This is a genomic window from Bradyrhizobium archetypum, from assembly GCF_013114835.1.
Lineage (GTDB): Bacteria > Pseudomonadota > Alphaproteobacteria > Rhizobiales > Xanthobacteraceae > Bradyrhizobium > Bradyrhizobium archetypum.
Map to the genome: position 1 here is coordinate 1 of NZ_JAAVLW010000020.1, position 21,063 is coordinate 21,063.

19 protein-coding genes are annotated in these 21,063 nt (G+C 61.8%); 7 read left to right on the forward strand and 12 right to left on the reverse strand.

All coding sequences use genetic code 11. The annotated features are described in order from the left end of the window. Nucleotides 1-606 (reverse strand): acyl-CoA dehydrogenase family protein (locus tag HCN50_RS32410; protein ID WP_171713927.1); only part of this gene is annotated, 606 nt, incomplete at its 3' end. Nucleotides 607-818: 212 nt separating this feature from the next. Here HCN50_RS32410 and HCN50_RS32415 point away from each other — a divergent pair. Both HCN50_RS32415 and HCN50_RS32420 read left to right on the forward strand, forming a co-directional pair. Further along, complete coding sequence (locus tag HCN50_RS32415) at nucleotides 819-2,090, forward strand: cytochrome P450 (protein ID WP_171713928.1); 1,272 nt, start codon at nucleotides 819-821, stop codon at nucleotides 2,088-2,090. A 218-nt stretch (nucleotides 2,091-2,308) separates the two neighbouring features. After that, a complete protein-coding gene (locus tag HCN50_RS32420) occupies nucleotides 2,309-3,583 on the forward strand; it encodes a cytochrome P450 (protein ID WP_171713929.1) in 1,275 nt (424 codons plus the stop codon). Nucleotides 3,584-3,684: 101 nt separating this feature from the next. Here the strand turns inward: HCN50_RS32420 and HCN50_RS32425 are convergent, their stop codons facing one another. The 9 genes from HCN50_RS32425 to HCN50_RS32465 all read right to left on the reverse strand — a co-directional run bounded on the left by HCN50_RS32425 (nucleotide 3,685) and on the right by HCN50_RS32465 (nucleotide 13,968). Next, complete coding sequence (locus tag HCN50_RS32425; RefSeq protein WP_171713930.1) at nucleotides 3,685-4,905, reverse strand: ABC transporter substrate-binding protein; 1,221 nt, start codon at nucleotides 4,903-4,905, stop codon at nucleotides 3,685-3,687. Nucleotides 4,906-5,127: 222 nt separating this feature from the next. Next, nucleotides 5,128-7,125 carry a protein-L-isoaspartate(D-aspartate) O-methyltransferase gene (locus HCN50_RS32430; protein WP_235977363.1) on the reverse strand — a complete coding sequence of 666 codons (1,998 nt, stop codon included), beginning with the start codon at nucleotides 7,123-7,125 and terminating at the stop codon, nucleotides 5,128-5,130. Nucleotides 7,126-7,188: 63 nt separating this feature from the next. After that, a complete protein-coding gene (locus tag HCN50_RS32435; protein ID WP_311968261.1) occupies nucleotides 7,189-7,536 on the reverse strand; it encodes a LysR substrate-binding domain-containing protein in 348 nt (115 codons plus the stop codon). Between the two features lie 7 nt (nucleotides 7,537-7,543). Next, entirely contained in the window at nucleotides 7,544-8,629 is a 1,086-nt protein-coding gene (locus HCN50_RS34360) for a response regulator (protein ID WP_311968262.1), read from the reverse strand. Between the two features lie 56 nt (nucleotides 8,630-8,685). Further along, entirely contained in the window at nucleotides 8,686-9,051 is a 366-nt protein-coding gene (locus HCN50_RS32445; protein ID WP_171713932.1) for a response regulator, read from the reverse strand. Beyond that, entirely contained in the window at nucleotides 9,048-10,679 is a 1,632-nt protein-coding gene (locus tag HCN50_RS32450) for a sensor histidine kinase (protein ID WP_283812151.1), read from the reverse strand. The genes HCN50_RS32445 and HCN50_RS32450 overlap by 4 nt, the downstream gene beginning before the upstream one ends. After that, nucleotides 10,627-11,640 (reverse strand): ABC transporter substrate-binding protein, encoded by a 1,014-nt coding sequence (locus tag HCN50_RS32455; RefSeq protein WP_171713934.1) that lies wholly within the window; start codon nucleotides 11,638-11,640, stop codon nucleotides 10,627-10,629. Before HCN50_RS32455 ends, HCN50_RS32450 begins: the two co-directional genes overlap by 53 nt. A 30-nt stretch (nucleotides 11,641-11,670) precedes the next feature. Beyond that, nucleotides 11,671-12,693 carry an ABC transporter substrate-binding protein gene (locus HCN50_RS32460; RefSeq protein WP_171713935.1) on the reverse strand — a complete coding sequence of 341 codons (1,023 nt, stop codon included), beginning with the start codon at nucleotides 12,691-12,693 and terminating at the stop codon, nucleotides 11,671-11,673. A gap of 351 nt (nucleotides 12,694-13,044) precedes the next feature. Further along, complete coding sequence (locus HCN50_RS32465) at nucleotides 13,045-13,968, reverse strand: LysR family transcriptional regulator (protein ID WP_171713936.1); 924 nt, start codon at nucleotides 13,966-13,968, stop codon at nucleotides 13,045-13,047. 128 nt (nucleotides 13,969-14,096) lie between these two features. Here HCN50_RS32465 and HCN50_RS32470 point away from each other — a divergent pair, with 128 nt between their 5' ends. The 5 genes from HCN50_RS32470 to HCN50_RS33165 all read left to right on the forward strand — a co-directional run bounded on the left by HCN50_RS32470 (nucleotide 14,097) and on the right by HCN50_RS33165 (nucleotide 19,601). Continuing rightward, nucleotides 14,097-15,263: an acyl-CoA dehydrogenase family protein gene (locus HCN50_RS32470; protein WP_171713937.1), complete on the forward strand. Its 1,167-nt coding sequence runs from the start codon at nucleotides 14,097-14,099 to the stop codon at nucleotides 15,261-15,263. 9 nt (nucleotides 15,264-15,272) lie between these two features. After that, entirely contained in the window at nucleotides 15,273-16,403 is a 1,131-nt protein-coding gene (locus HCN50_RS32475; RefSeq protein ID WP_171713938.1) for a CaiB/BaiF CoA transferase family protein, read from the forward strand. Then, on the forward strand, nucleotides 16,400-17,260 hold the full coding sequence (locus tag HCN50_RS32480; protein ID WP_171713939.1) for an HTD2 family dehydratase: 861 nt from the start codon (nucleotides 16,400-16,402) through the stop codon (nucleotides 17,258-17,260). The genes HCN50_RS32475 and HCN50_RS32480 overlap by 4 nt, the downstream gene beginning before the upstream one ends. 120 nt (nucleotides 17,261-17,380) lie before the next feature. Next, nucleotides 17,381-19,009: a benzoylformate decarboxylase gene (gene mdlC / locus HCN50_RS32485; protein ID WP_171713940.1), complete on the forward strand. Its 1,629-nt coding sequence runs from the start codon at nucleotides 17,381-17,383 to the stop codon at nucleotides 19,007-19,009. A gap of 160 nt (nucleotides 19,010-19,169) precedes the next feature. Then, the gene (locus HCN50_RS33165; RefSeq protein WP_210265192.1) at nucleotides 19,170-19,601 is read left to right on the forward strand and encodes a hypothetical protein; all 432 of its coding nucleotides are present in this window, start codon (nucleotides 19,170-19,172) and stop codon (nucleotides 19,599-19,601) included. Nucleotides 19,602-19,740: 139 nt separating this feature from the next. On the opposite strand, the gene HCN50_RS32495 is transcribed toward HCN50_RS33165, so the two are convergent. Together HCN50_RS32495 and trhA are read right to left on the reverse strand one after the other, a co-directional pair. Then, a complete protein-coding gene (locus tag HCN50_RS32495) occupies nucleotides 19,741-20,535 on the reverse strand; it encodes an SDR family oxidoreductase (protein ID WP_171713941.1) in 795 nt (264 codons plus the stop codon). A 27-nt stretch (nucleotides 20,536-20,562) separates the two neighbouring features. Then, nucleotides 20,563-21,063, reverse strand: a 501-nt coding sequence (gene trhA / locus HCN50_RS32500; protein WP_171713942.1) for a PAQR family membrane homeostasis protein TrhA, incomplete at its 5' end; no start/stop codon positions are given.

Consider the following 21,063-nt stretch of genomic DNA (forward strand, 5'->3'; position numbering starts at 1 on the left):
GGAAAAGCCCTTCATGCCCTTTTCGATCAGGAAGGCGGTGATGCCGCGCGGACCGGCGTTGGCGTCGGTCTTGGCGTAGACCACCAGCGTGTCGGCCTCGGGCCCGTTGGTGATCCACATCTTGTTGCCGTTCAGCACGAAGCGGTCGCCCTTCTTCTCGGCGCGGGTCTTCATCGAGACCACATCGGAACCGGCGCCGGGCTCCGACATCGCCAGCGAGCCGACATGCTCGCCGGAGATCAGTTTCGGCAGGTATTTGCGCTTCTGCGCCTCGTTGCCGTTGCGGCGGATCTGGTTGACGCAGAGGTTGGAATGCGCGCCGTAGGACAGGCCGACGGAGGCGGACGCCCGCGAGATCTCCTCCAGCGCAATGCAATGCTCGAGATAGCCGAGGCCGGCGCCGCCATACTCCTCCTCCACCGTGATGCCGTGCAGCCCGAGCGCGCCGATCCTCGGCCAGAGGTCGCGCGGAAACTGGTTGCTGCGGTCGATCTCGGCGGCGCGCGGGGCGATTTCGTTTTGCGAAAATGAGTGCACGGTTTCGCGAATTGCGTCCGCAGTCTCGCCGAGATCGAAGTTGAGCATCCGATGGACGTTGGAGATCATGGTCGCCTCCCGGCGGAATTAAACGTTGTTTCAAACAGACTTAGTCTTCGAGACTGCCGTTGTCACGCGACGAAATGAGCGCAGACCCACCCGCCGTTGCTGCGGCCAAATGCACTGAACTCGCCCTTGCGCCGGGCCACGGCTCGGGATGTAATAGGGTAAAACATCACCCGTTCGGCATGCTTCGCGCGGGGAATTAGGGAGAGCAGCTCATGCAAGGAACCATCGATCTCGCCGGAGATTCCCATCTGCGGGCTGCGCGCGATCAGGCTCAGTCCATTCCGCTGGCGGATTTCGATGTCGGCAATCCCGAACTGTTCAAGACCGATACATTCTGGCCGTATTTCGACCGCCTGCGCCGGGAAGAGCCGGTGCATTACTGCAAGGAAAGCATGTTCGGGCCGTATTGGTCGGTGACCAAGTACAACGACATCATGGACATCGAAACCAATCACGCAGTGTTCTCGTCGGCGGCTTCGCTCGGCGGCATCACCATCCGCGACGTCGCGCCGGATTTGCGCCGCGAGAGTTTTATCGCGATGGACCAGCCGCGCCATTCCGCGCAGCGCAAGACGGTGGCGCCGATGTTCACGCCGACCCATCTCGACCAACTCGCGACCAACATCCGCAAGCGCTCAGCGGAATGCCTCGACAATCTGCCTGTCAACGAGGTGTTCGACTGGGTCGATCAGGTCTCGATCGAGCTCACCACGCAGATGCTTGCCGTGCTGTTCGACTTTCCCTGGGAAGAGCGCCGCAAGCTGACGCGCTGGTCCGATGTCGCGACCACGATTCCCGGTCCCGGCGGCCTTGTCGCCACCGAGGAAGAGCGGCAGGCGGAGCTTCTGGAATGCGCGACCTATTTCGCCAGGTTGTGGAAGGAGCGCATTAACCAGCCGCCGAAGAGCGACCTGTTGTCGATGATGGCGCATGGCGAAGCCACCCGCGACATGGACCCGAAGAATTTTCTCGGCAATTTGATCCTCCTGATCGTCGGCGGCAATGACACCACGCGCAACACGCTGTCCGGGAGCGTCTACGCGCTGAACAAGAATCCGGACCAGTACCGCAAACTGCGCGACAATCCCGATTTGATCGACAGTTTTGTGCCCGAGGTGATCCGCTGGCAGACGCCGCTGGCGCATATGCGTCGCACCGCGCTCGAAGACATTGAATTCCGGGGACGTCAGATCAGGAAGGGCGACAAGGTCGTGATGTGGTACGTCTCCGGCAACCGCGACGAGGACGTGATCGACCGCCCCTACGAATTCATCATCGACCGCGCTCGCCCGCGCACCCATCTTTCCTTCGGTTTCGGCATCCACCGCTGCGTCGGAATCCGGCTTGCGGAGCTGCAACTAAAGATTATCTGGGAGGAAATCCTCAAGCGGTACGATAATATTGAGGTGGTCGGCGAACCGAAGCGGGTATATTCGAGTTTCGTCAAGGGTTACGAAACCCTGCCTGTCCGCATCGCGGCCTAAAGCATGATGAAATTAGGTTTGATTGCGATCACGAAAAATGTGCGCTCCCTCTCCCGGTTACGGGGGAGGGCTGGGGTGGGGGTGTCTCCGCGGGCGACACTGCCCCGGTGGAGAGAGCCCCCACCCGGCGCTTCGCGCCGACCTCCCCCGCAAGCGGGAGAGGTGAAGCGCTCTCGCCGTTCTCGACCGAATTCCACGTCACCGGGGATGATCGAACAATGAACGTCCAGAGCGCCATCAGAGCCGACAGGAAGGAGCTTCTGCGCGCCGCGCGCGAAGAGGCCTATTCGACGCCGCTGAAGGATTTTCATCCTGGTGCGCCAAAACTCTTCCAAAACGACACGCTGTGGCCGTGGTTCGAACGGCTGCGCAAGGAAGAGCCAGTACATTACTGCGAGAACTCGCCGATCGAACCCTACTGGTCCGTGACCAGATACAACGACATCATGCATGTCGACACCAATCACGGCATCTTCTCTTCCGATTCCACCCTCGGCGGCATCTCGATCCGCGACGTGCCGCCCGGCTACGACTATCCCAGCTTCATCGCGATGGATCAGCCGCGGCACTCGGCGCAGCGCAAGACGGTGTCGCCGATGTTCACGCCGACGCATCTGGACGAGCTGGCAAAACTGATCCGCGAGCGCTCGCAAAAGGTGCTGGACAATCTGCCGCGCAACGAAACCTTCAATTTCGTCGAGCGCGTCTCGATCGAGCTGACCACGCAGATGCTGGCGACGCTGTTCGATTTCCCGTGGGAGGAGCGGCGCAAGCTGACGCGCTGGTCCGATGTCTCGACTGCGCTGCCCAAGAGCGGCGTCGTCGAATCGCCGGAGCAGCGGCGCCGCGAGATGGACGAGTGCTACGCCTGTTTCTCGAAGCTCTGGAACGAGCGCGTCAACGCGCCGCCGAAGAACGACCTGCTGTCGATGATGGCCCATAGCGACGCGACGCGGCATATGGACCCCGACAATCTGATGGGCAACATCATTCTGCTGATCGTCGGCGGCAACGACACCACGCGCAACACCATGAGCGGCTCGGTGCTGGCGCTGAACGAGCACCCGGACCAGTATCAAAAGTTACGCGACAATCCGGCGCTGATCGATTCGATGGTGCCGGAAGTGATCCGCTGGCAGACGCCGCTCGCCCATATGCGCCGCACCGCGCTGGTCGACACGGAGATCGGGGATAAGAAGATCAGGAAGGGCGACCGCGTCGTGATGTGGTACGTCTCCGGCAACCGCGACGAGGAAGGCATCGAGCGTCCCGATGAATTCATCATCGACCGCGCCCGGCCGCGCACCCATCTGTCGTTCGGTTTCGGCATCCATCGCTGCGTCGGCATGCGGCTTGCCGAGCTGCAGCTCAAGATCGTCTGGGAAGAGATGCTCAAGCGCTTCGACCGCATCGAGGTGGTTGGCGAGCCGAAGCGGGTCTATTCGTCCTTCGTGCGGGGCATCGAGCAGCTCCCGGTGCGCATTCCGGGGTGAGCTATGGGCTCAACCCGCCTTGATCTCCATATCGCGGACTCGCCGGAGGTGTTCCCCAAAGCGTGGGCGATCCTTCTGCCAAAGGCAGTGACCGGAGACGCCTAGTTGTCAGTGCTGGCAAAGGCGGTTTCGAGGAGTTCGCCAATCGGCTGCCAGGTGCGGCCGTCGAACTGAACGAGCCGCATGTGCTTGATCGGGCGGAAATTCCAGGGGCCGGTGCTGATCTTGATGCCGGGCAGCAGGATGGAGCCCTGATAATCCTTCAGCGCCGCGGCCTGCTTCATGACGTTCTCGCGCGACAGATCGTCGCCGCATTGCGTGAGCACCTGCGCCAGCGTCTCGGCGGCCGCGTAGCCGAACATCGCTGCACTTTCGTCCTTGCCGCCGGCGCGATGATAATTTTCCAGGAACGACTGCCAGTCAGCGCCGGACTGTTCATGCTTCCAGGCCGGATCGTCGGCGTCCTTCAGGTAGGCTGCGGTGGTCACACCCACCGCGTTCTCAAGACCTGCAGGTTTCAATCCGTCCGCAATCGAGGAGGCCATCTGGTTCATGATGAACACGGGACGCCAATCCAGCTTCGCGGCCAGTTGGAGGACTTTCGCGGCGTTTTCGGGCACCCCTGCGAACACGAGAATTTCGGCGCCCGATCGCTTCAGAATCGATACATGCGTATCAAGGTGTTCATCCTTTAGATCATAGGCGATACCGACCCTGATCATCCGTGCGACGTGACCGAGGCCGTCCTCCATGCCCTTGATGACCTCGCGGCCGAAATGATCGTTCTGCCAGAGGGCGACAATCCGCTTGCCCGGATAGAACGCCTGAATGTAATTGGCGTAGATGCGTCCCTCCTCCCGGAACGAGGGCTGCCAGCCCATGGTCCATGGAAACAGCGAGGGATCGCTGAGATGGTCGTCGCCGGAAGCCACAAACAGTTGGGGAATCTGTCGTTCATTGAGATATTTGCGGACCGCAAAATTGCCCGGCGTTCCGAACGAGCCAAACATCAGCAGCACGTTGTCTTCTTCGACGAGCTTGCGCGTCAGATTAAGGGCGGAAGCAGGATCGGATTTATCGTCGTGGGAAATGAAGCGCACCTTGCGGCCGTTGATGCCGCCGCGCGCGTTGAGCATCTCGAAATAGGCCGCTTCGGCCTTGCCAATCGCGCCGAATATCTCGAGGCTACCGCTGTAGGGCATGAGATTACCGATGCGGATTTCGTCATCGGAAACCCCTTCCTGGCGCACGCGCTCGGAAATTGCGGAGAGCGACACGAGCGCAACAGCGATCGCCAGCAGAGCCCGGAGGAACGTGTTCATGGCGGGAACTCGGCCCAAGACAGAGTACCTGCTTAGCTTTCGAGTCTGCCGAATTGATGGCTTGATCCAGATCAATGGCCGGTTCCGGCGGCTGCTCCGCGCCCGTGTCCCGGACGCGGCGCAGCGCCCCTTGGCGGCGCGCTGCAGAGCCGGGACCCCATACAGATACTGGATCCCGGCTCGGCGCCGCGTCCGGGACACTCGACGTGGTCTTCGCTGCGATCACAGTCCGAAGGGATAGGTATCTGGAACGCCGGCACGGCGATGTTCCGCCCCCAAGGGGGTGACCGCGTGCGTGCTATCAAACCAGACGAATCCATCGAACTGCTGAGGCAGTGATGCTTCCGTATAGTGGCTTTGCAGTTCGGTGTTCGGCCGATAGATCACGCCGATAAAGCGTTCGAGGCGCGGTTCGAGCAAGCGACGGCGAAGCGCCTCATCGCGGCGGAACTCGACCAGGCCGCGCGTCACGCCGGCATCATGAAACAGCCGCTCATAGCTGTCCGGTCGGGACGGTCGAACCTGCATCACCTCCATCTCGCCGTCCCAGTCCGACGCGGCGGCCACCGTGCCGGTGTGGGTGCTGAATCCGACCAGTGACGCTCCTTCACCGAATTTTTCCCGACAAAGCTGACCAATGTTGAGCTCTTCGCGGATCGCGCCCATGTCGGTAAAGCGCGCGTCGCCGATGTGGGAATTATGCGCCCAGACGACAGCCCTTGATTGCGGGCCGCGTGCGTCAAGGATATGGCTCAAGGTGTCGAACATATGCGTATCCCGCAGGTTCCAGGATTCGGCACCGCCGTAATACATGATCCGGTAATAGCGTTCGGCTGAGGCGATCAGTCGCGCGTTCTGTGCGGCATCCAGGAAGCCGTCCGGATCGGATTCGGCATAATCGAGCTGGCTTTTCAGGATGTCCTGGCACTGCCGAACGACCTGCTCCTCGCACTTTCGATAGCCTTCGGTCAGGACGGCACGGCCGTAGGTCGAGGGTTCGCGCTGCCACGGCGTCAAGCAGCCATAGCGTTCGCGCGCCACCGACGCCGCTTCGGGATCTATCTTGTCGAGGTAGGCAAGCACGGCAGCGATCGAGCCGCGCATGTTGTAGATATCCAAGCCGAAAAATGCAGCTCGCTCGCTTGTCGCCCGTTCCTCATTGTAGTCGCGCAGCCAGTCGACAAAGGCGGCGACGTCAGTATTGCGCCACATCCAGGTCGGGAAGCGCTCGAATGGCCTCTCGCCTGACCTTCGGTAGGCCCGGTCGCGCAAGTAATGGTCAATCGCCGCGGCATCGGGCCAGTCTGCTTCCACAGCGACGATCGTAAAGCCGTGTTTCTCGATCAGCCGGCGCGTGATCGCGGCGCGCGCCCGGTAGAACTCCGACGTACCATGACTGGCTTCGCCGAGCAGGACGACACGCGACTGCGCGAAGCGGTCGAACAGCGCGCCGAATGCGGCATCGTCGAAGGCCGGCAAAGGTTCGGCTGCAGCATGAATCATGTCTGTCAGTGATCGGAAACGCGTGCGGCCGGCGACGTGGTTGCTGGCCGACCGGGCGCCATCCTCGGCCCATCCTTGCTCGCCGATCAGCGGCACGAAGCGGACGGCGCCAAAGGCCTCTTCATCATAGTCACTTACGGTACGGCGCGTGAGCCGCAGCAGCGATTGTTCGCCATCGAAATCGCCGACCGGAATGACCAGGCGTCCGCCGATGGCCAGTTGCTGCTTGAGCGCGTGCGGCACCGTAGGGCCGCCGGCCGCGACCAGGATTGCGTCGAAGGGCGCCTCATCGGGCAGACCGCGCGTGCCATCGCCGGTATGAACAACGCAATTGCGGTATCCGAGCGCGGCAAGCCGCCGGGCGGCGATCTTGGCCAAAGCATCGTGTCGCTCGATCGTATGAACTGATGCGGCAAGCTGGGCGGCAATTGCCGCGGCATAGCCTGAACCGGTTCCGACCTCGAGCACCTTGTCGGTCGGCTGCAGTTCGGCCGCTTCGGTCATCAACGCGACAATGTAAGGCTGCGAGATGGTCTGCCCGCTTGCGATCGGCAGCGCGCCGTCCTCGTATGCGAATTCCTCGAAGCCGGATTCCACAAAGCACTCACGGGGAACCTGTCGCATCGCATCCAGCACGCGGCGATCGCGGATGCCCCGCCGCGCGAGCTGAATGTCCACCATACGGTCGCGAAGATGTGCAAGATCGGTCTCGGTCATCGCAGCGCGCCCGTCCCGAAAATAAGGTGCAAAGAACCAATCAAGACGGACAGCACCGGTTCCTCATCCAACTCGTCGAAATGCTCGAAGAACGGTACAGCTCCAATCCGACAAGCCCGCGCCTAATTGTGGCATGACAGAAGTAGCCAGATGAAAATGCCGCCCGCGCCGTTTCGGCAGCAGCGTATATCCGAGCCCCTCCTCGACGAGGCTGGTCAGCACCCGGAAGGAATCGGCTTTCAGCTTAACGTCGAGCTTGAGCTTCTTTCTTCGCCGCCCCTGCTCGATCAGAGCGCGGAGCCCGTGCGAATGACTGGGCAGCACCAGGCGCTGTTTCAACAGCAGCCGATGTCGACCTGCTTTTTCCGTTACAACCCGCTGCCGCGCGGCCGACGGCGACGATCGGATCACACCGCCTTCAAGTCATCTCAAGCACGTTGTATGCCGCTATAGCTCGACGCAAGCCCTTGAGCGTCAGTTCACCCACTGGCTCAGCGGTTGCCCTGCCATCGAGCGCCTCGTGCACTTTGCTATCTACCAAAATCTGACCGTCGCGCGCCTCCGCGCAAAGACGGGCAGCGAGATTTACCACGGTCCCGATCGCGCTGTACTCAGAGCGGCCCTCGAAACCAATAGCGCCGAGCGTCGCATATCCATATGCAATGCCGACTCCAAAACCGAGTTCGTGCCTTTCACGCCGCCACTTCTTCGATAGTTCCGATAGCCGGTTTCGCATCGCGACCGCCATCTGGACAGCTCGCTCACACGGATCTGGACAAGGAATCGGATCTCCGAAAATCACCATGATTCCGTCGCCCAGGAATCTCTCCAAGGTGCCTTCGAATTCGTGGACAAGGGCCCCTAACGCTGCATGATACTCCCGCATCACGGCCATCACCTCCTCGGGCTCGGCAATCTCGGCGAAGGCGGTGAAACCTCGCAGGTCACCGAAGACTATCACCACTTGGCTGCGGTGGCTCGCCAAGGGCTCATATGTCGAGGAAGAAAGAATCAATTCCGCTATCTGCGGCGAAAGGAACCGCTTTAAACGGCTAACCCGTTCAATCTGCACGACCTGCTCCGCAACGCGTTGCTCAAGCATTCTATTCCACGCAGCGAGTTCGACCGCTTGGGCTTCAACTCGATCATGCAATTCCTTGATACGGAGCATAGAGCGCACACGCGCAACGAGGGCTGCATGGTCGATGGGTTTGGTCAGGTATTCGTCGGCGCCCGCGTTAAGTCCGGTGACGACATCCTTTGAATCAGTTCGCGCCGTAACCATAATGATTGGAACAAATCCAAGCGTAGTGTCGCCCCTCAGTCGCCGGCAGACCTCAAAACCATCGATTTTCGGCATCATGACGTCGAGGAGGACAACGTCCGGCGCGACTTCACGCACGACTGCTAGCGCCCTCTCGCCGTTTTCAGCCTCCACGGTCTCATAACTCTCGGCGCCGAGGCGCGCCGTAAGAAGGCAGCGATTCGTTTCGTTGTCGTCCACGATCAAGATTCGGGGCGGGACATGCATTTCTGCTCCACGTCTGCACGCGCTGGAACCTACGTCAGGTATCGATTGATCGTCTCAAGTAGCTTTCTTGCGCTGTAGGGCTTTGCGACGTAGGCATCGCAGCCTGCCGCGCGTGCCTTTTCTTCGTCGCCGCCAAGCGCATAGGAGGTTACGACGATGATTGGAATATGGCGGAGATCTGACTGCGCCTTTATGCGCCGCGTCGCCTCGTATCCGTCAAGAATAGGCAGTTGAATATCCATCAGGATCAGGTCCGGACTTTGGGCTCGCGCCACCGCGAGCGCTCCTTCACCGTCGTGCGCCTCGATCATTTCGTAACCGACGCTTGCGAGCAGATCGCGCAGGATCTGCCGATTGTCCTCCTGGTCTTCGACCACCAGTACGCGCTTGCTCATGTCTGCGTCGCCTGTTGCTCAAGCCGGGCCGGCACCAGAAAGGAAAATCTCGCGCCATGACCGAGACGGGATTCGATCCAGATTTGTCCACCATGCATCTCCACAATGCGCTTTACGATGGCGAGGCCCAAGCCGGCGCCTCCCTTCGCCTTGGTGATCGAGTTATCCACCTGCTGGAACTCCTGGAAGATTCTGGCTTGGTCGGCTTCGTCGATGCCTGGTCCTGTGTCCTGAACAGAAAAGACGTAGGAATCTACCCCGGCTTCCACTTCTATCCGGACCTCTCCCCTGTCTGTGAATTTGATCGCATTACCAACGAGATTGAACAGGGCCTGAGCTAGCCTGCGTTCGTCTCCTCGCGCCGGCGGCAAGCCAGCCGGCACAGCAATTCTCAAACTCAGGTTCTTGTCCGCGGCAAGCGGCTCAACGGAGGTATGGACAACATTTACCAGTTCCTCCACCGAGTAGTCGGCCAGCGAAAGCCGAAGCTGTCCGGCTTCGATCTTGGATAGATCAAGGACATCGTTGATCAGCCCGAGCAGATGTCTGCCGTTCCGTTGGATGCGTTCGAGGGCTGATCGCATTTTTTCCGGAGGATCGCCGTATATGCCGTCGAGCAGGAGCTCCGAAAAGCCGAGTACCGCGTTCAGTGGCGTCCGCAATTCGTGACTCATGTTTGCGAGGAATTGCGATTTGTGCCGGCTGGCCTCCTCAAGACTCCGGTAGAGCTGCTGCAGCTCGTCGCAGGTCGAATTGACGTGCGCCGCAAGCTCCCCGAGTTCGTCCCGATTGGGCACCTCAATACGCTGGGCGAAATCGCCAGCCGCTATTCGATTTAAGCCATCGTGGATAATGCGGACTGGGTCGATCACCGATCGGGAGATCGCATGTCCCAAGACCAGCGTAAGCACGAAGCTTACGAGCGCGACAGCGGCGACGAGTATCTGAGATTTGACATAGGTTTGTCGGCTCGCATCTATGCCGGCCACCATGTCTGCTTCAGCCCGGTTGACCAATTGATTGGTCAGTCGTTCGAGCTTGTCCGCTAGAGGCCCGAGCTCCGCGAATTCGCTCTGTTTGGCCTCAGCCGCTCGCCCGCCGCGGATGAGATCGACGATGTGTGAAACGACGGCAATAAAGCGCGCATATTCTTCGCGCACTTGGTTGAGCAGCGCCACCTCGTCCTTTGCGACGAACGAGACACGATCAAGGTCGTACCCAAACTGATTGATCTGCCGCAGTACAACTGCCAATGTCGTTTCGTTTGGAAAGGCGAGCGCTGTGGATACGCCGTAAAGCTGCCGAAGCGTATTGTGCTGCATCTGCCGATATGCCTCGATCTTCTGCTGCAGACCAACGACCTGGTTCGCCCGCTGGTCCGCTTCGCGCAGCGAAAGGAGGCCGATTACCCCAACCGAGACCAAGAGCATCTCGATGGCGAGGAAGGCCATCAGCAATTTCGTGCGCAATGAGGGTCGTAGCTCAAAGCCGAGAAAACCGTTCTTCGTGGACGCGCCGTCTCCACTTCCTCGCGATCTTGCAGGTAGTGGACGCAGACCAAGGAACGACGTCGAATCAGCTTCCAAGTTCACGACGAACCTCGTTGAGGAACCGCCAGTCGGCTGCATCCGCGATAATTTTCACAGGGTTCGATTTCAGCATCCTCGCTTCGCGCAGACGGAGCGAGTAAAAACGGATTGTGTCTTCGGGATCATAGTTGCGCCAGCGGTTGTACGGCACGTCCGCAAGGGTCTGAACCGCATAGTCGTGGCGAGGCGTAAACCCGCCATCTACCATCCGCCGCGCAACAAGGGCTGGCGAAGTTACACACAAATCCGTCGCCCGGAGCATGGCACGAACTACACGTTTGGTCGCGACGGGATACTTTCGAACGAATTCACGATTCCCCGCCAACATGCAGCAATAATACTGCGACCATGGGCGATCCTGCGCACTGTTAACGATGACATGACCGATGTTCTGCGCACGCAGACGCTGCGGCTCCGGTGGGAATCCAAGGAACGCGTCAATCTTACCCTCAGCAAACAACTCGATCGGTTTGACCGAGGCACTCGTCACCCACTCGATATCCTTGGCGGGATCAAGTCCGACAAGCGTCGCCATCGCGCTGATAAAAACGTGCGGACTACTGCCAACCCCCTGCTGGCCGACGGTTCGCCCCTTTAGATCGGCAACGCCACGTATGCCCTCCCTGGCAAACAGCTCGAAGCAGCCGACATGAACCCCGGCCACAACAGTAATGCTCGCACCTCGATCTATCTCGAGAAGAAGCGGACCGGAGAAATGCAGGGTAAAGTCGATGTCGCCCTTCGCGATTGCTCTGGTTTGCTCCACACCGGCGTCAGATTCAACGTAAACCACGTTTGTAAACCCCTCGGCATTCAAGAGGTCGCTCACCACGTACTGCGGAGCGATACAAATGCTTGGGTTCTTCGCAAGCCGGATTGTAGAAGTCTCTGGCGGCAGATTGGACTCTTCGGCCCTCAGCCGCGCAGCGACGCTCCCAAACAGGGCCGTGGAAGCGGCGCAGGCCCCAGCCAACAGCAAGTCGCGACGATTCGTATGCATCGGGACCTCCTCGAAAACGCCGTAGGTGAATCAGCCTCCAAGTTCACGTCGCACCGCGTTGAGCAACCGCCAGTCGGCTCCATCTGCAATGAGTTTCGCAGGGCTTGATTTAATCATCCCAGCTTCGCGCAGACGGAGCGCGTAAAAGCGGATTGTGTCCTCAGGATCGTACTCGCGCCAGCGGTTGTACGGCACGTCCGCAAGAGTCTGAACCGCGTAGTCCAAGCGAGGTGCGAAACCCCTATCCACCATACGCTGCGCGACAAGGGTCGGTTCGCTCACGCACAAATCGGTGGCTCGGAGCATGGCGCGCACCACGCGCTTGGTGGCAATAGGATTTCTTCGAACGAATTCGCGATCGCCCGCCAGCATACAGCAAAAATACTGCGACCATGGGCGATCCTGCGCGCTGTTGACGATGACACGACCAATGTTCTGCGCGCGCAAACGTTGAGGTTCTGGAGGAAATCCGAGAAAGGCGTCGATCTTTCCCTCGGCGAACAACTCAATCGGCCTGACCTTCGCGCTCGTCACCCACTCGATATCTTTGGCGGGATTGAGTCCAACAAGTGTCGCCATCGCACTCAGGAATACATGCGGGGGTGACTCAAGCGATTGAATGCCGACGGTTCGACCCTTCAGGTCGGCGACGCTGCGTATGCCCCCACTGGCGAATAGCTCGAAGCAGCCCACATGAATGCCAGCCAGAATGGTAGTGCTCAAGCCTCGATCGACCTCAAGAAGAAGTGGACCAGAGAAATTCAGGTTGAAGTCGACATCGGTATTCCAGATAGCTTTGTCTTGTGCAGCGCCGCTACCGAACATGCCCCTTTCGACGTAAACGACATTTGTGAACCCCTCGGCATTCAGCAGATCGCTTACCACGTACACAGGCGCGATGCAGATGCTTGGGCTTTTCGCGAGCCGGATTGTGGTGACTTCTGGCGGCGGATCGCGCTCTTCGGCCCTGAGCCGAGTGGTAATGCTCCAAAGCAGCGCAGTGGAGGCGGCGCAGCATCCCGCCAATAGCAAGTCGCGACGATTAGTATGCATCGGGACCTCCTCGAAAAACCTTAGCGGTAGCTTCCGGGGGCCGAACGTCGGGGCCGACGTGATTTGCAGGACTAAGGGCCCCGCTGGCGATGAAGATAGCACCGCTGCGCTACGGTGGATATGGCCGAGTGGCTGACGCGTTTACGTTTACATGATGGACTGCGCTGATGTTCTCCAAGGTTCCTTCTGTCACGCGCAGTCGGCTCCGGATCATTGTGATCAAATAGAACTTTGCAGCGAAGATCGGATTTGTCTCTCGCAACGACTGGCTGGCCGTCCCCTATACAATTGCGGCATGACAGAAGTAGCCAGATGAGAATGCCGCCCCTGGCCGTTTTGCTCTAAGCCAGCTCAGGCGAGCTTGATGTCCCAGAGGCCCTCTTCGCGGCAGGCGACCAATTCGTCGCGGAGCAGCTCGCTCACGAGTGTGATGGCGGTCGAGCCGGGATGATCGATGGGAGATGCAAGGGTCAGTTCGCGCATCGGCGACGGTTTGGCGATCGTAGCCGTCTCCAGCCGGCCGCCGGCGACCTCGTGGCGTACCGAGGAAGGCGGCAGCAGCGTGTATCCGAGCCCCTCCTCGACGAGGCTGGTCAGCACCCGGAAGGAATCCGCTTCCAGCTTGACGTCGAGCTTGAGCTTCTTCTTCGCCGCCGCCTGCTCGATCAGCGCGCGGAGCCCGTGCGAATGACTGGGCAGCACCAGGCGCTGTTGCAAGAGCCAGCCGATATCGACCTGCTTCTTCCGCGACAATCCGCTGCCGCGCGGCCCCACCGCGACGATGTGGTCGCGGCCGAGGCTCTGCACGGCAAGATGCAGGTCGCTCGACGGCCCGTAGATCAGCGCCAGATCCATTTCACCGCGATGCAGCCATTCGGTCAGATGGCCACTGTAGCTTTCGACGATGCAGAGCGAGATGCCCGGATATTTGTCAACGGTGCGCCGGGCGAGCCGCGCCGAGATCACGCAGCTCACGGTCGGCACCAGCCCGAGCACTACACGGCCCGAGGGCGGTCCGCCCGCGGACTGGATCTCGTCGCGCACCTGGTCGATCTGCCGCACGATGCCGGCGGTGCGCGCCAGCAGAAGCCGCCCGGCGTCGGTCAGCACCATGCCGCGGCCGTTGCGCGTAAACAGCTCGGCCCGCAATTCATGCTCGAGCAGCTTGATCTGCCGGCTCAGCGCCGGCTGTGCCACGCGCAGCGTGTCGGACGCCTTGCTGAGGCTGCCGAGCTCGGCCACGCAACTGAAGGTCCTGAGCTGCCTGATATCCATTGCTTGCCATTCTTCGAAGGCAGGTCCATACGCTATAACAATTCAGCATAGGGGACCCGCCGCCGTTGCACAACGTTCCGCTTCCCTAAGCAATTGACATCAACCCGTATCCACGCCCAAAAAATCCGATGACCGCACAAGAACAACAGGACGAATTCCACGACATCCGCGACGCCGTCGCCAAACTCTGCGCCCAGTTCCCCGGCGAATACTGGCGCAAGCTCGACCGCCAGATGGCGTATCCGAAGGAGTTCGTCGACGCGCTGACCGAGGCCGGCTACCTCTCGGTCTTGATCCCTGAGGAATATGGCGGCTCCGGGCTGAAGCTGTCGGCGGCGGCGGCGATCCTGGAAGAGATCCAGCGCGCCGGCTGCAACGGCGGCGGCTGCCATGCCCAGATGTACACGATGGGTACCGTGCTGCGGCACGGCAGCGACGCCCAGAAGGCGAAGTATCTGCCCGGGATCGCCAGCGGCAAATTGCGGCTGCAGGCGTTCGGCGTCACCGAGCCGACCAGCGGCACCGACACCTCCTCGCTGAAGACCGTCGCGCGGCGCGACGGCGACCACTACGTCGTCAACGGCCAGAAGATCTGGACCAGCCGCGCCGAGCATTCCGACCTGATGATCCTGCTCGCGCGCACCACGCCGAAGGAACAGGCGAAAAAGCGCACGGATGGTCTGTCCGTGTTCATCGTCGACATGCGCGAGGTCAGGGGCAAGGGGCTGGAGATCCGCCCTATCAGAACGATGATGAACCACGCCACCACCGAGGTGTTCTTCACGGACATGCGCGTGCCGGCCGAGAACCTGATCGGCGAGGAAGGCAAGGGTTTTCGCTACATCCTCTCCGGCATGAACGCCGAGCGAATCCTGATCGCCGCCGAATGCATCGGCGATGCCAAATGGTTCATTGCCAAGGCAACCAGCTACGCCAAGGAGCGCGCCGTATTCGGCCGCCCGATCGGCCAGAATCAAGGCATCCAGTTCCCGATTGCCAAGGCCTACGCCGCGATGCGCGCGGCCGAACTGATGGTGAAGGAAGCCACGCGCAAATACGAGGCCGGGCTCGATTGCGGCGCGGAAGCCAATATGGCCAAGATGCTGGCGGCGGATGCGTCATGGGACGCGGCGAACGCCTGCGTGCAGACCCATGGCGGCTTCGGCTTTGCCGAGGAATACGACGTCGAGCGCAAGTTTCGCGAAACGCGACTCTATCAGGTCGCGCCGATTTCGACCAATCTGATCCTGTCCTACGTCGCCGAGCATGTGCTCGGCCTGCCCCGCTCCTACTGAGAACAGAAGATGTTGCCGTTAGAGGGATTGATCGTCGTCTCCGTCGAACAGGCGGTGGCCGCGCCATTCTGCAGCTCGCGCCTGGCGGATGCCGGCGCGCATGTCGTCAAGGTCGAGCGCCCCGAGGGCGATTTCGCCCGCGGCTATGATGCGGCCGCCAAAGGCCAGAGCAGCTATTTCGTCTGGCTCAACCGCGGCAAGCATTCGCAGGTGATCGATCTCGCGACCAAGGAAGGCCGCGCTGCACTCGAAGAGCTGATCGCCAGCACCGACGTGCTCTTGCAAAACCTCAAGCCCGGTTCGATGGACAAGCTCGGTTTCTCGCTGGAGCGCCTGAAGAAAGACTACCCGGCGCTGATCTGCTGCACCATTTCCGGCTATGGCGATAGTGGTCCCTACGCCGACCGCAAGGCCTATGATCTGCTGATCCAGGCCGAGAGCGGCCTCGCCTCAATCACCGGCGGGCCCGAGGGCCCGTCTCGCGTCGGCATTTCCGTGGTCGATATCGCGACCGGCGCCACTGCGCATGCCGCGATTCTTGAAGCACTGATCGCGCGCGGACGCACCGGCAAGGGCGCTGACATCCGCATCTCGATGTTCGACGTGATGGCCGACTGGATGGCGGTGCCGCTGCTCAATTCGGAAGCCGGCAATCCGCCGAAGCGAATGGCCCTGGCCCATCCCTCGATAGCGCCCTACGGCGTGTTCAACTCAAAGGACGGCAAGGGTATCCTGATCTCGATCCAGAGCGAGCGCGAATGGAAGAAGCTGTGCGCCGAGGTGCTGGATCAGCCCGACCTGCCGAACGATCCGCGCTTTGCCAACATGGTCGAGCGCGTGCGCAACCGCCAGCTCACCGACAAGACGGTGGCGGACAGCTTTGCCTCGGTCACGCGCGTCGAGCTGTTGAAGCGCCTCGACGAGGCCGACATCGCCTTCGCCGAGGTCAACACCATGGCCGACCTCTCGGTGCATCCGCATCTGCGCCGCATCGAGGTCGACACGCCGAACGGCAAGGTGAGCTATGCCGCGCCCGCCGCGATCTTCGTCGGCGAGGAGCGGCACTATGGCGCCGTGCCGGCGATCGGCGAACACGTTGACCTTCCCAAGGCAGCTCGCGCCCGGAGCCTCAAGTCATGACCGAAGCCGCAGCCAAACTCGACCTCGACCATCTGCGCCAATGGATCGGCAACACTACCGAAGCGACCGACATCGTCACCGCGCAGCTCGTGAAGGGTTTGCGCGCAACGCTGTTCCAGAACATCGGCGAGCCGAAGGCGGGCGATGCTGCGCCCTGGACGACGCATTGGTGCCTGGCGCAGCCGGTGTTTCCAATGTCGCAGCTCGGCCCGGACGGCCACCCGGCCCGCGGCGGCTTCCTGCCGCCGGTGCCGCTGCCGCGCCGGATGTGGGCCGGCGGCGAAATCGAATTTTTCGCGCCCTTGCGCGTCGGCGATGAATCGACGCGCACTTCGCGGATCGCAGATGTGACGGTGAAAACCGGCTCGACCGGCCAGCTCTGTTTCGTCGCGGTCGAACATACGGTGACGACGCCGCGCGGGGTGGCGATCCGCGAGCGACAGGACATCGTCTATCGCGAGATGGGCGGCGCAACCCCTGCCTCGCCGCCCAAGGCCCCTCCGCCGCCGATCGCAAAACATCGCGAAACCCATGTCAGCGATCCCGTGCTGCTGTTTCGTTACTCGGCGCTCACCTTCAATGGCCACCGCATCCATTACGACCGCGATTACGTCACCAAGGTCGAGGGCTATCCGGGCCTGATCTTCCACGGCCCGCTGCAAGCCGCGCTGCTCGTCGAATTCGCCGCAAAACTTCACGGCGACTCGGCGCCGAAGAAGTTCAGCTACCGCGGCGTGCAGCCCTTGTTCGAAGGCGGCGAATTCTCGATCAACGCGAACGAGACTCACGCCGGCATGGAACTGTGGATTGCAAATGCGGAAAGGCAGCCGACGATGAAGGGCATGGCGGTGTGGTGAGGTGCGCACCGTCATTCCGGGCTGGTGCGCTAGCACTAGACCCGGAATCTCGAACTTCCGGGTTCGATGCTTCGCATCGCCCCGGAATGACGGAGTAAGCAGTTAGCTCTGGGAGTCCCAATGTCGTCCCGCAGACCAGCCAAACCCGCCACCGTCTCACTCACCGTCAAGGACGCCACTTTCAGCCTGCTCCGCGCCTTCGGCATCAAGCGCGTGTTCGGCAATCCCGGCTCGACCGAACTGCCGTTCCTGAGCGACTGGCCCGACGACATCGACTATGTGCTCGGCCTGCAGGAGGCTTCCGTCGTCGGCATGGCCGACGGCTATGCGCAGGCGACCCGCAACGCCGGCTTCGTCAACCTGCATTCCGGCGCCGGCGTCGGCAATGCGCTCGGCAACATCTACACCGCCCACCGCAACCAGACCCCGCTGGTCATCACCGCCGGCCAGCAGGCGCGCTCGATCCTGCCGCTGCAGGCGTTTCTCTATGCCGAGCGCGCCTCGGAATTTCCGCGGCCCTATGTCAAATACAGCGTCGAGCCGGCGCGGCCCGAGGACGTACCGGCCGCGATCGCGCGCGCCTATTACGTCGCGATGCAGCCGCCCTGCGGGCCGACCTTCGTCTCGATCCCGATCGACGACTGGACGCGCCCGACTCAGCCGGTCGAAGCCCGCCAGGTCAGCCGCGAACTCGGTCCCGATCCGACAGCGATGAACGCGCTGGCCGCAGCGCTCGCGGCGAGCAAGCGCCCCGCCTTCGTCGTCGGCCCCGCGGTCGACCGCGCTGAAGCCGTCGAGCTGATGGTGAAGGTGGCAGAGAAGGCGAAGGCCGCCGTCTGGGTCAGCCCGTTTTCGGCGCGCTGCTCTTTCCCGGAACGGCATCCGCAATTCGCGGGCTTCCTGCATGCCTCGCCGGGCCAGCTATCGGACGCGCTACGCGATCATGACCTCGTGGTCGTCATCGGCGCGCCGGTGTTCACCTTCCATGTCGAGGGCCACGCCTCAATCTTCGACGGCACCACCACGATCTTCCAGATCACCGACGACGCCGACGCAGCCGCCGTCACCCCGTCGGGCGCCAGCATCGTCGCCACCATGAAGCCGGCGCTTTCGATGCTGCTCGAGCTCTTGCCCGAGACGTCGCGCGCGATGCCGGCGGGCCGTGTGCTGCCGCCGGCGCCGGCGGCGGCCGACCCGCTGCCGGTCGAATTCCTGCTGCATCAGCTCTCGCAAGCCATGCCGGACGATGCGGTGCTGGTGGAGGAAGCCCCTTCGCACCGCCCGGCGATGCAAAAGTTCATGCCGATGCGCGGCCAGGACAGTTTTTACACCATGGCGAGCGGCGGCCTCGGCTACAGCCTGCCCGCCGCAGTCGGCATGGCGCTGGGGCGGCCGGCGAGGCGCATCGTCTGCCTGATCGGCGACGGCTCGGCGATGTATTCGATCCAGGCGCTGTGGACAGCGGCCCAGCGCAGGCTGCCGCTGACGGTGGTCGTCATCAACAATTCAGGCTACGGCGCGATGCGTTCGTTCAGTCAGGTGATGCAGGTGCGCAACGTGCCGGGGCTCGAATTGCCCGGCATCGATTTCGTCAAGCTTGCCGAAGGCATGGGCTGCCACGCCGTGCGGGTGACGAAATCATCCGAGCTCGCCGGCGCGCTCAGCCGCGGCCTTTCGCATGATGGCACCAGCCTGATCGAGGTGATGGTGGATTCCGCCGTGCCGCTGCTCTACGCGCAGAAGGGGTGAGGCGTCGCTGAGTTCCCTCTCCTGCTTGGCGGGGGCTCATGAGACCTCATTTGACTCAAACGCTCGACAATTCGCCCGCGAGTTCCATACGCGGCATTTACTTGACGTTGTTCTACGTTCGCACGAGAATTCGGCATGGGGCAACCATGGAGTGAACGCCATGAAACAGCCAAGCCTCAGAAAAGCTGCCCTCGCGGTCTCCGTCTTCACATGCGCGACCATGCTCTCGTTTGACTGGAGCGAACAAAGGGGCGCTTCGCTATCTATCGAGCGCGCGCAGGCGCAGGTGGGTGATCCACTGACCCCGGAGCCGGGCGTTACCCGGCGACAGGCGCGGCGGGCCGCGGCCGGCGCGGCTGCCGTGGGCGCCGGTGCTGCTGCAGCCGGAGCGAGTGCCGCCTACTACGGCAGCGGTCCCTACGCCTACTACGGCGGCAACGGCCCCTACGCCTATTACGGCGGTGGCAGTCTCTACGGCTATTACGGCGGCCCGGGCGTATGGAGCCAGGACTACGCGACGCGCAACGGCATAATCTGCCAGCCCGGCACAATGGTCCGCCTGGACGATGGCCGGATGCACAGGTGCCAGTAATAGAGGAGTAATGTGAACTTCGCTCCTCCGTCATTGCGAGGAGCGAAGCGACGAAGCAATCCATGCTTTCCTCACGCGGAGAGATGGATTGCTTCGCTTCGCTCGCAATGACGGGGGAGAAGTCCGTGCGTCCCTCACCTCACTTCCCGTAAGCTTCCCGCATCTTCGCCTGGATCTTGGCCATGCCGGCGATCCAGCGGTCGTAATTCTCGGTCTTCTTGCGCATGTAGCCGAGCACCTGCGGATGCGGCAGGATCACGAAGGTTTCCGCTTCCAGCCCCTTCAGCACATCCTGCGCCACCTGCTCTGGCGAAAGGTCGCCATCGCCGGATTGCGGGCCCTTCGGGATCGAGCGCAGCATGTTGGTGTCGACGCCTTGCGGGCACAGGATCGAAACCCTGATGTTGTCGGCCCTGTGCGAGATCGCGAGATTTTCGGCAAAGCCGACCGCGGCGTGCTTGGTGGTCGAATAGGCCGGGCTGCCGACCTGCGACAACAGGCCCGCCGCCGAGATCGTGTTGAGGAAATAGCCGCCGCCGCGCGCCTTCATGCGCGGAATCAAATGGCGCGCGGCATAGACATGGGCCATCACATGAACGGCCCAGCTTCGCTGCCACGGCTCGTCCGAGTTTCCGCCGGCATTCACCGACAGTGGATCGAAACCGCCGCCGATGCCGGCATTGGAGCAAAACAGCTCGATCGGGCCGAATTGGTGCTCGGTCTCCTCGATGACGTGATGGATGTCCTTTTCCTTACCGACGTCGCATTTGAAGGCCGCCCCACCGATTGGAGTGGCGACGGCTCGCGCTCCATCGGGATCAATATCGGCGACCACCACCTTGGCGGCGCCTTCGCGGTGGAAGGCCTCGCACATCGCCTTCCCGATGCCGTTGGCGCCGCCGGTGACAACCACGACTTTGCCCGTCACCTGCATGGCCGCTTCTCCCCGTTTATGACGATCCTATGTCAGGATCATCATATCGAGAATAGCCGTATAGTGGCAGGCGGCGCCGAGCAAGACGAAGCCATGCCAGATCGCGTTCTGGAAGCGCAGGCGCTGCCAGGCATGGAAGATCACGCCGCAACTATAGAGCACGCCGCCCGCCAGCAAAAAGCCGAGCGCCAGCGGCGGCACCGCTTTCACCACGGCGTCGTAAAGCGTGACGCCGCTCCAGCCCAAGGCGAGATAGAGCCCGACGGCCAACCGATCGTATCGCCCCGGCAGCGCCAGCTTCAGCACCACGCCGGCGATCGCAACGCACCACACGCCGATCAACAGCGCGATCGCGAGATGGCTCTCCCGGAGTTCCACAATGAACGGGGTATAGGTGGCGGCGATCAGGAGATAGATCGCCGAATGATCGAAGCGGCGCAGCACCCATTTGGCGCGCGACACCGGCCAGAGATTATAGATCGCCGACAACGTCAGCATCGCGAGCAGGCCTGCGACGTAGACCGACAC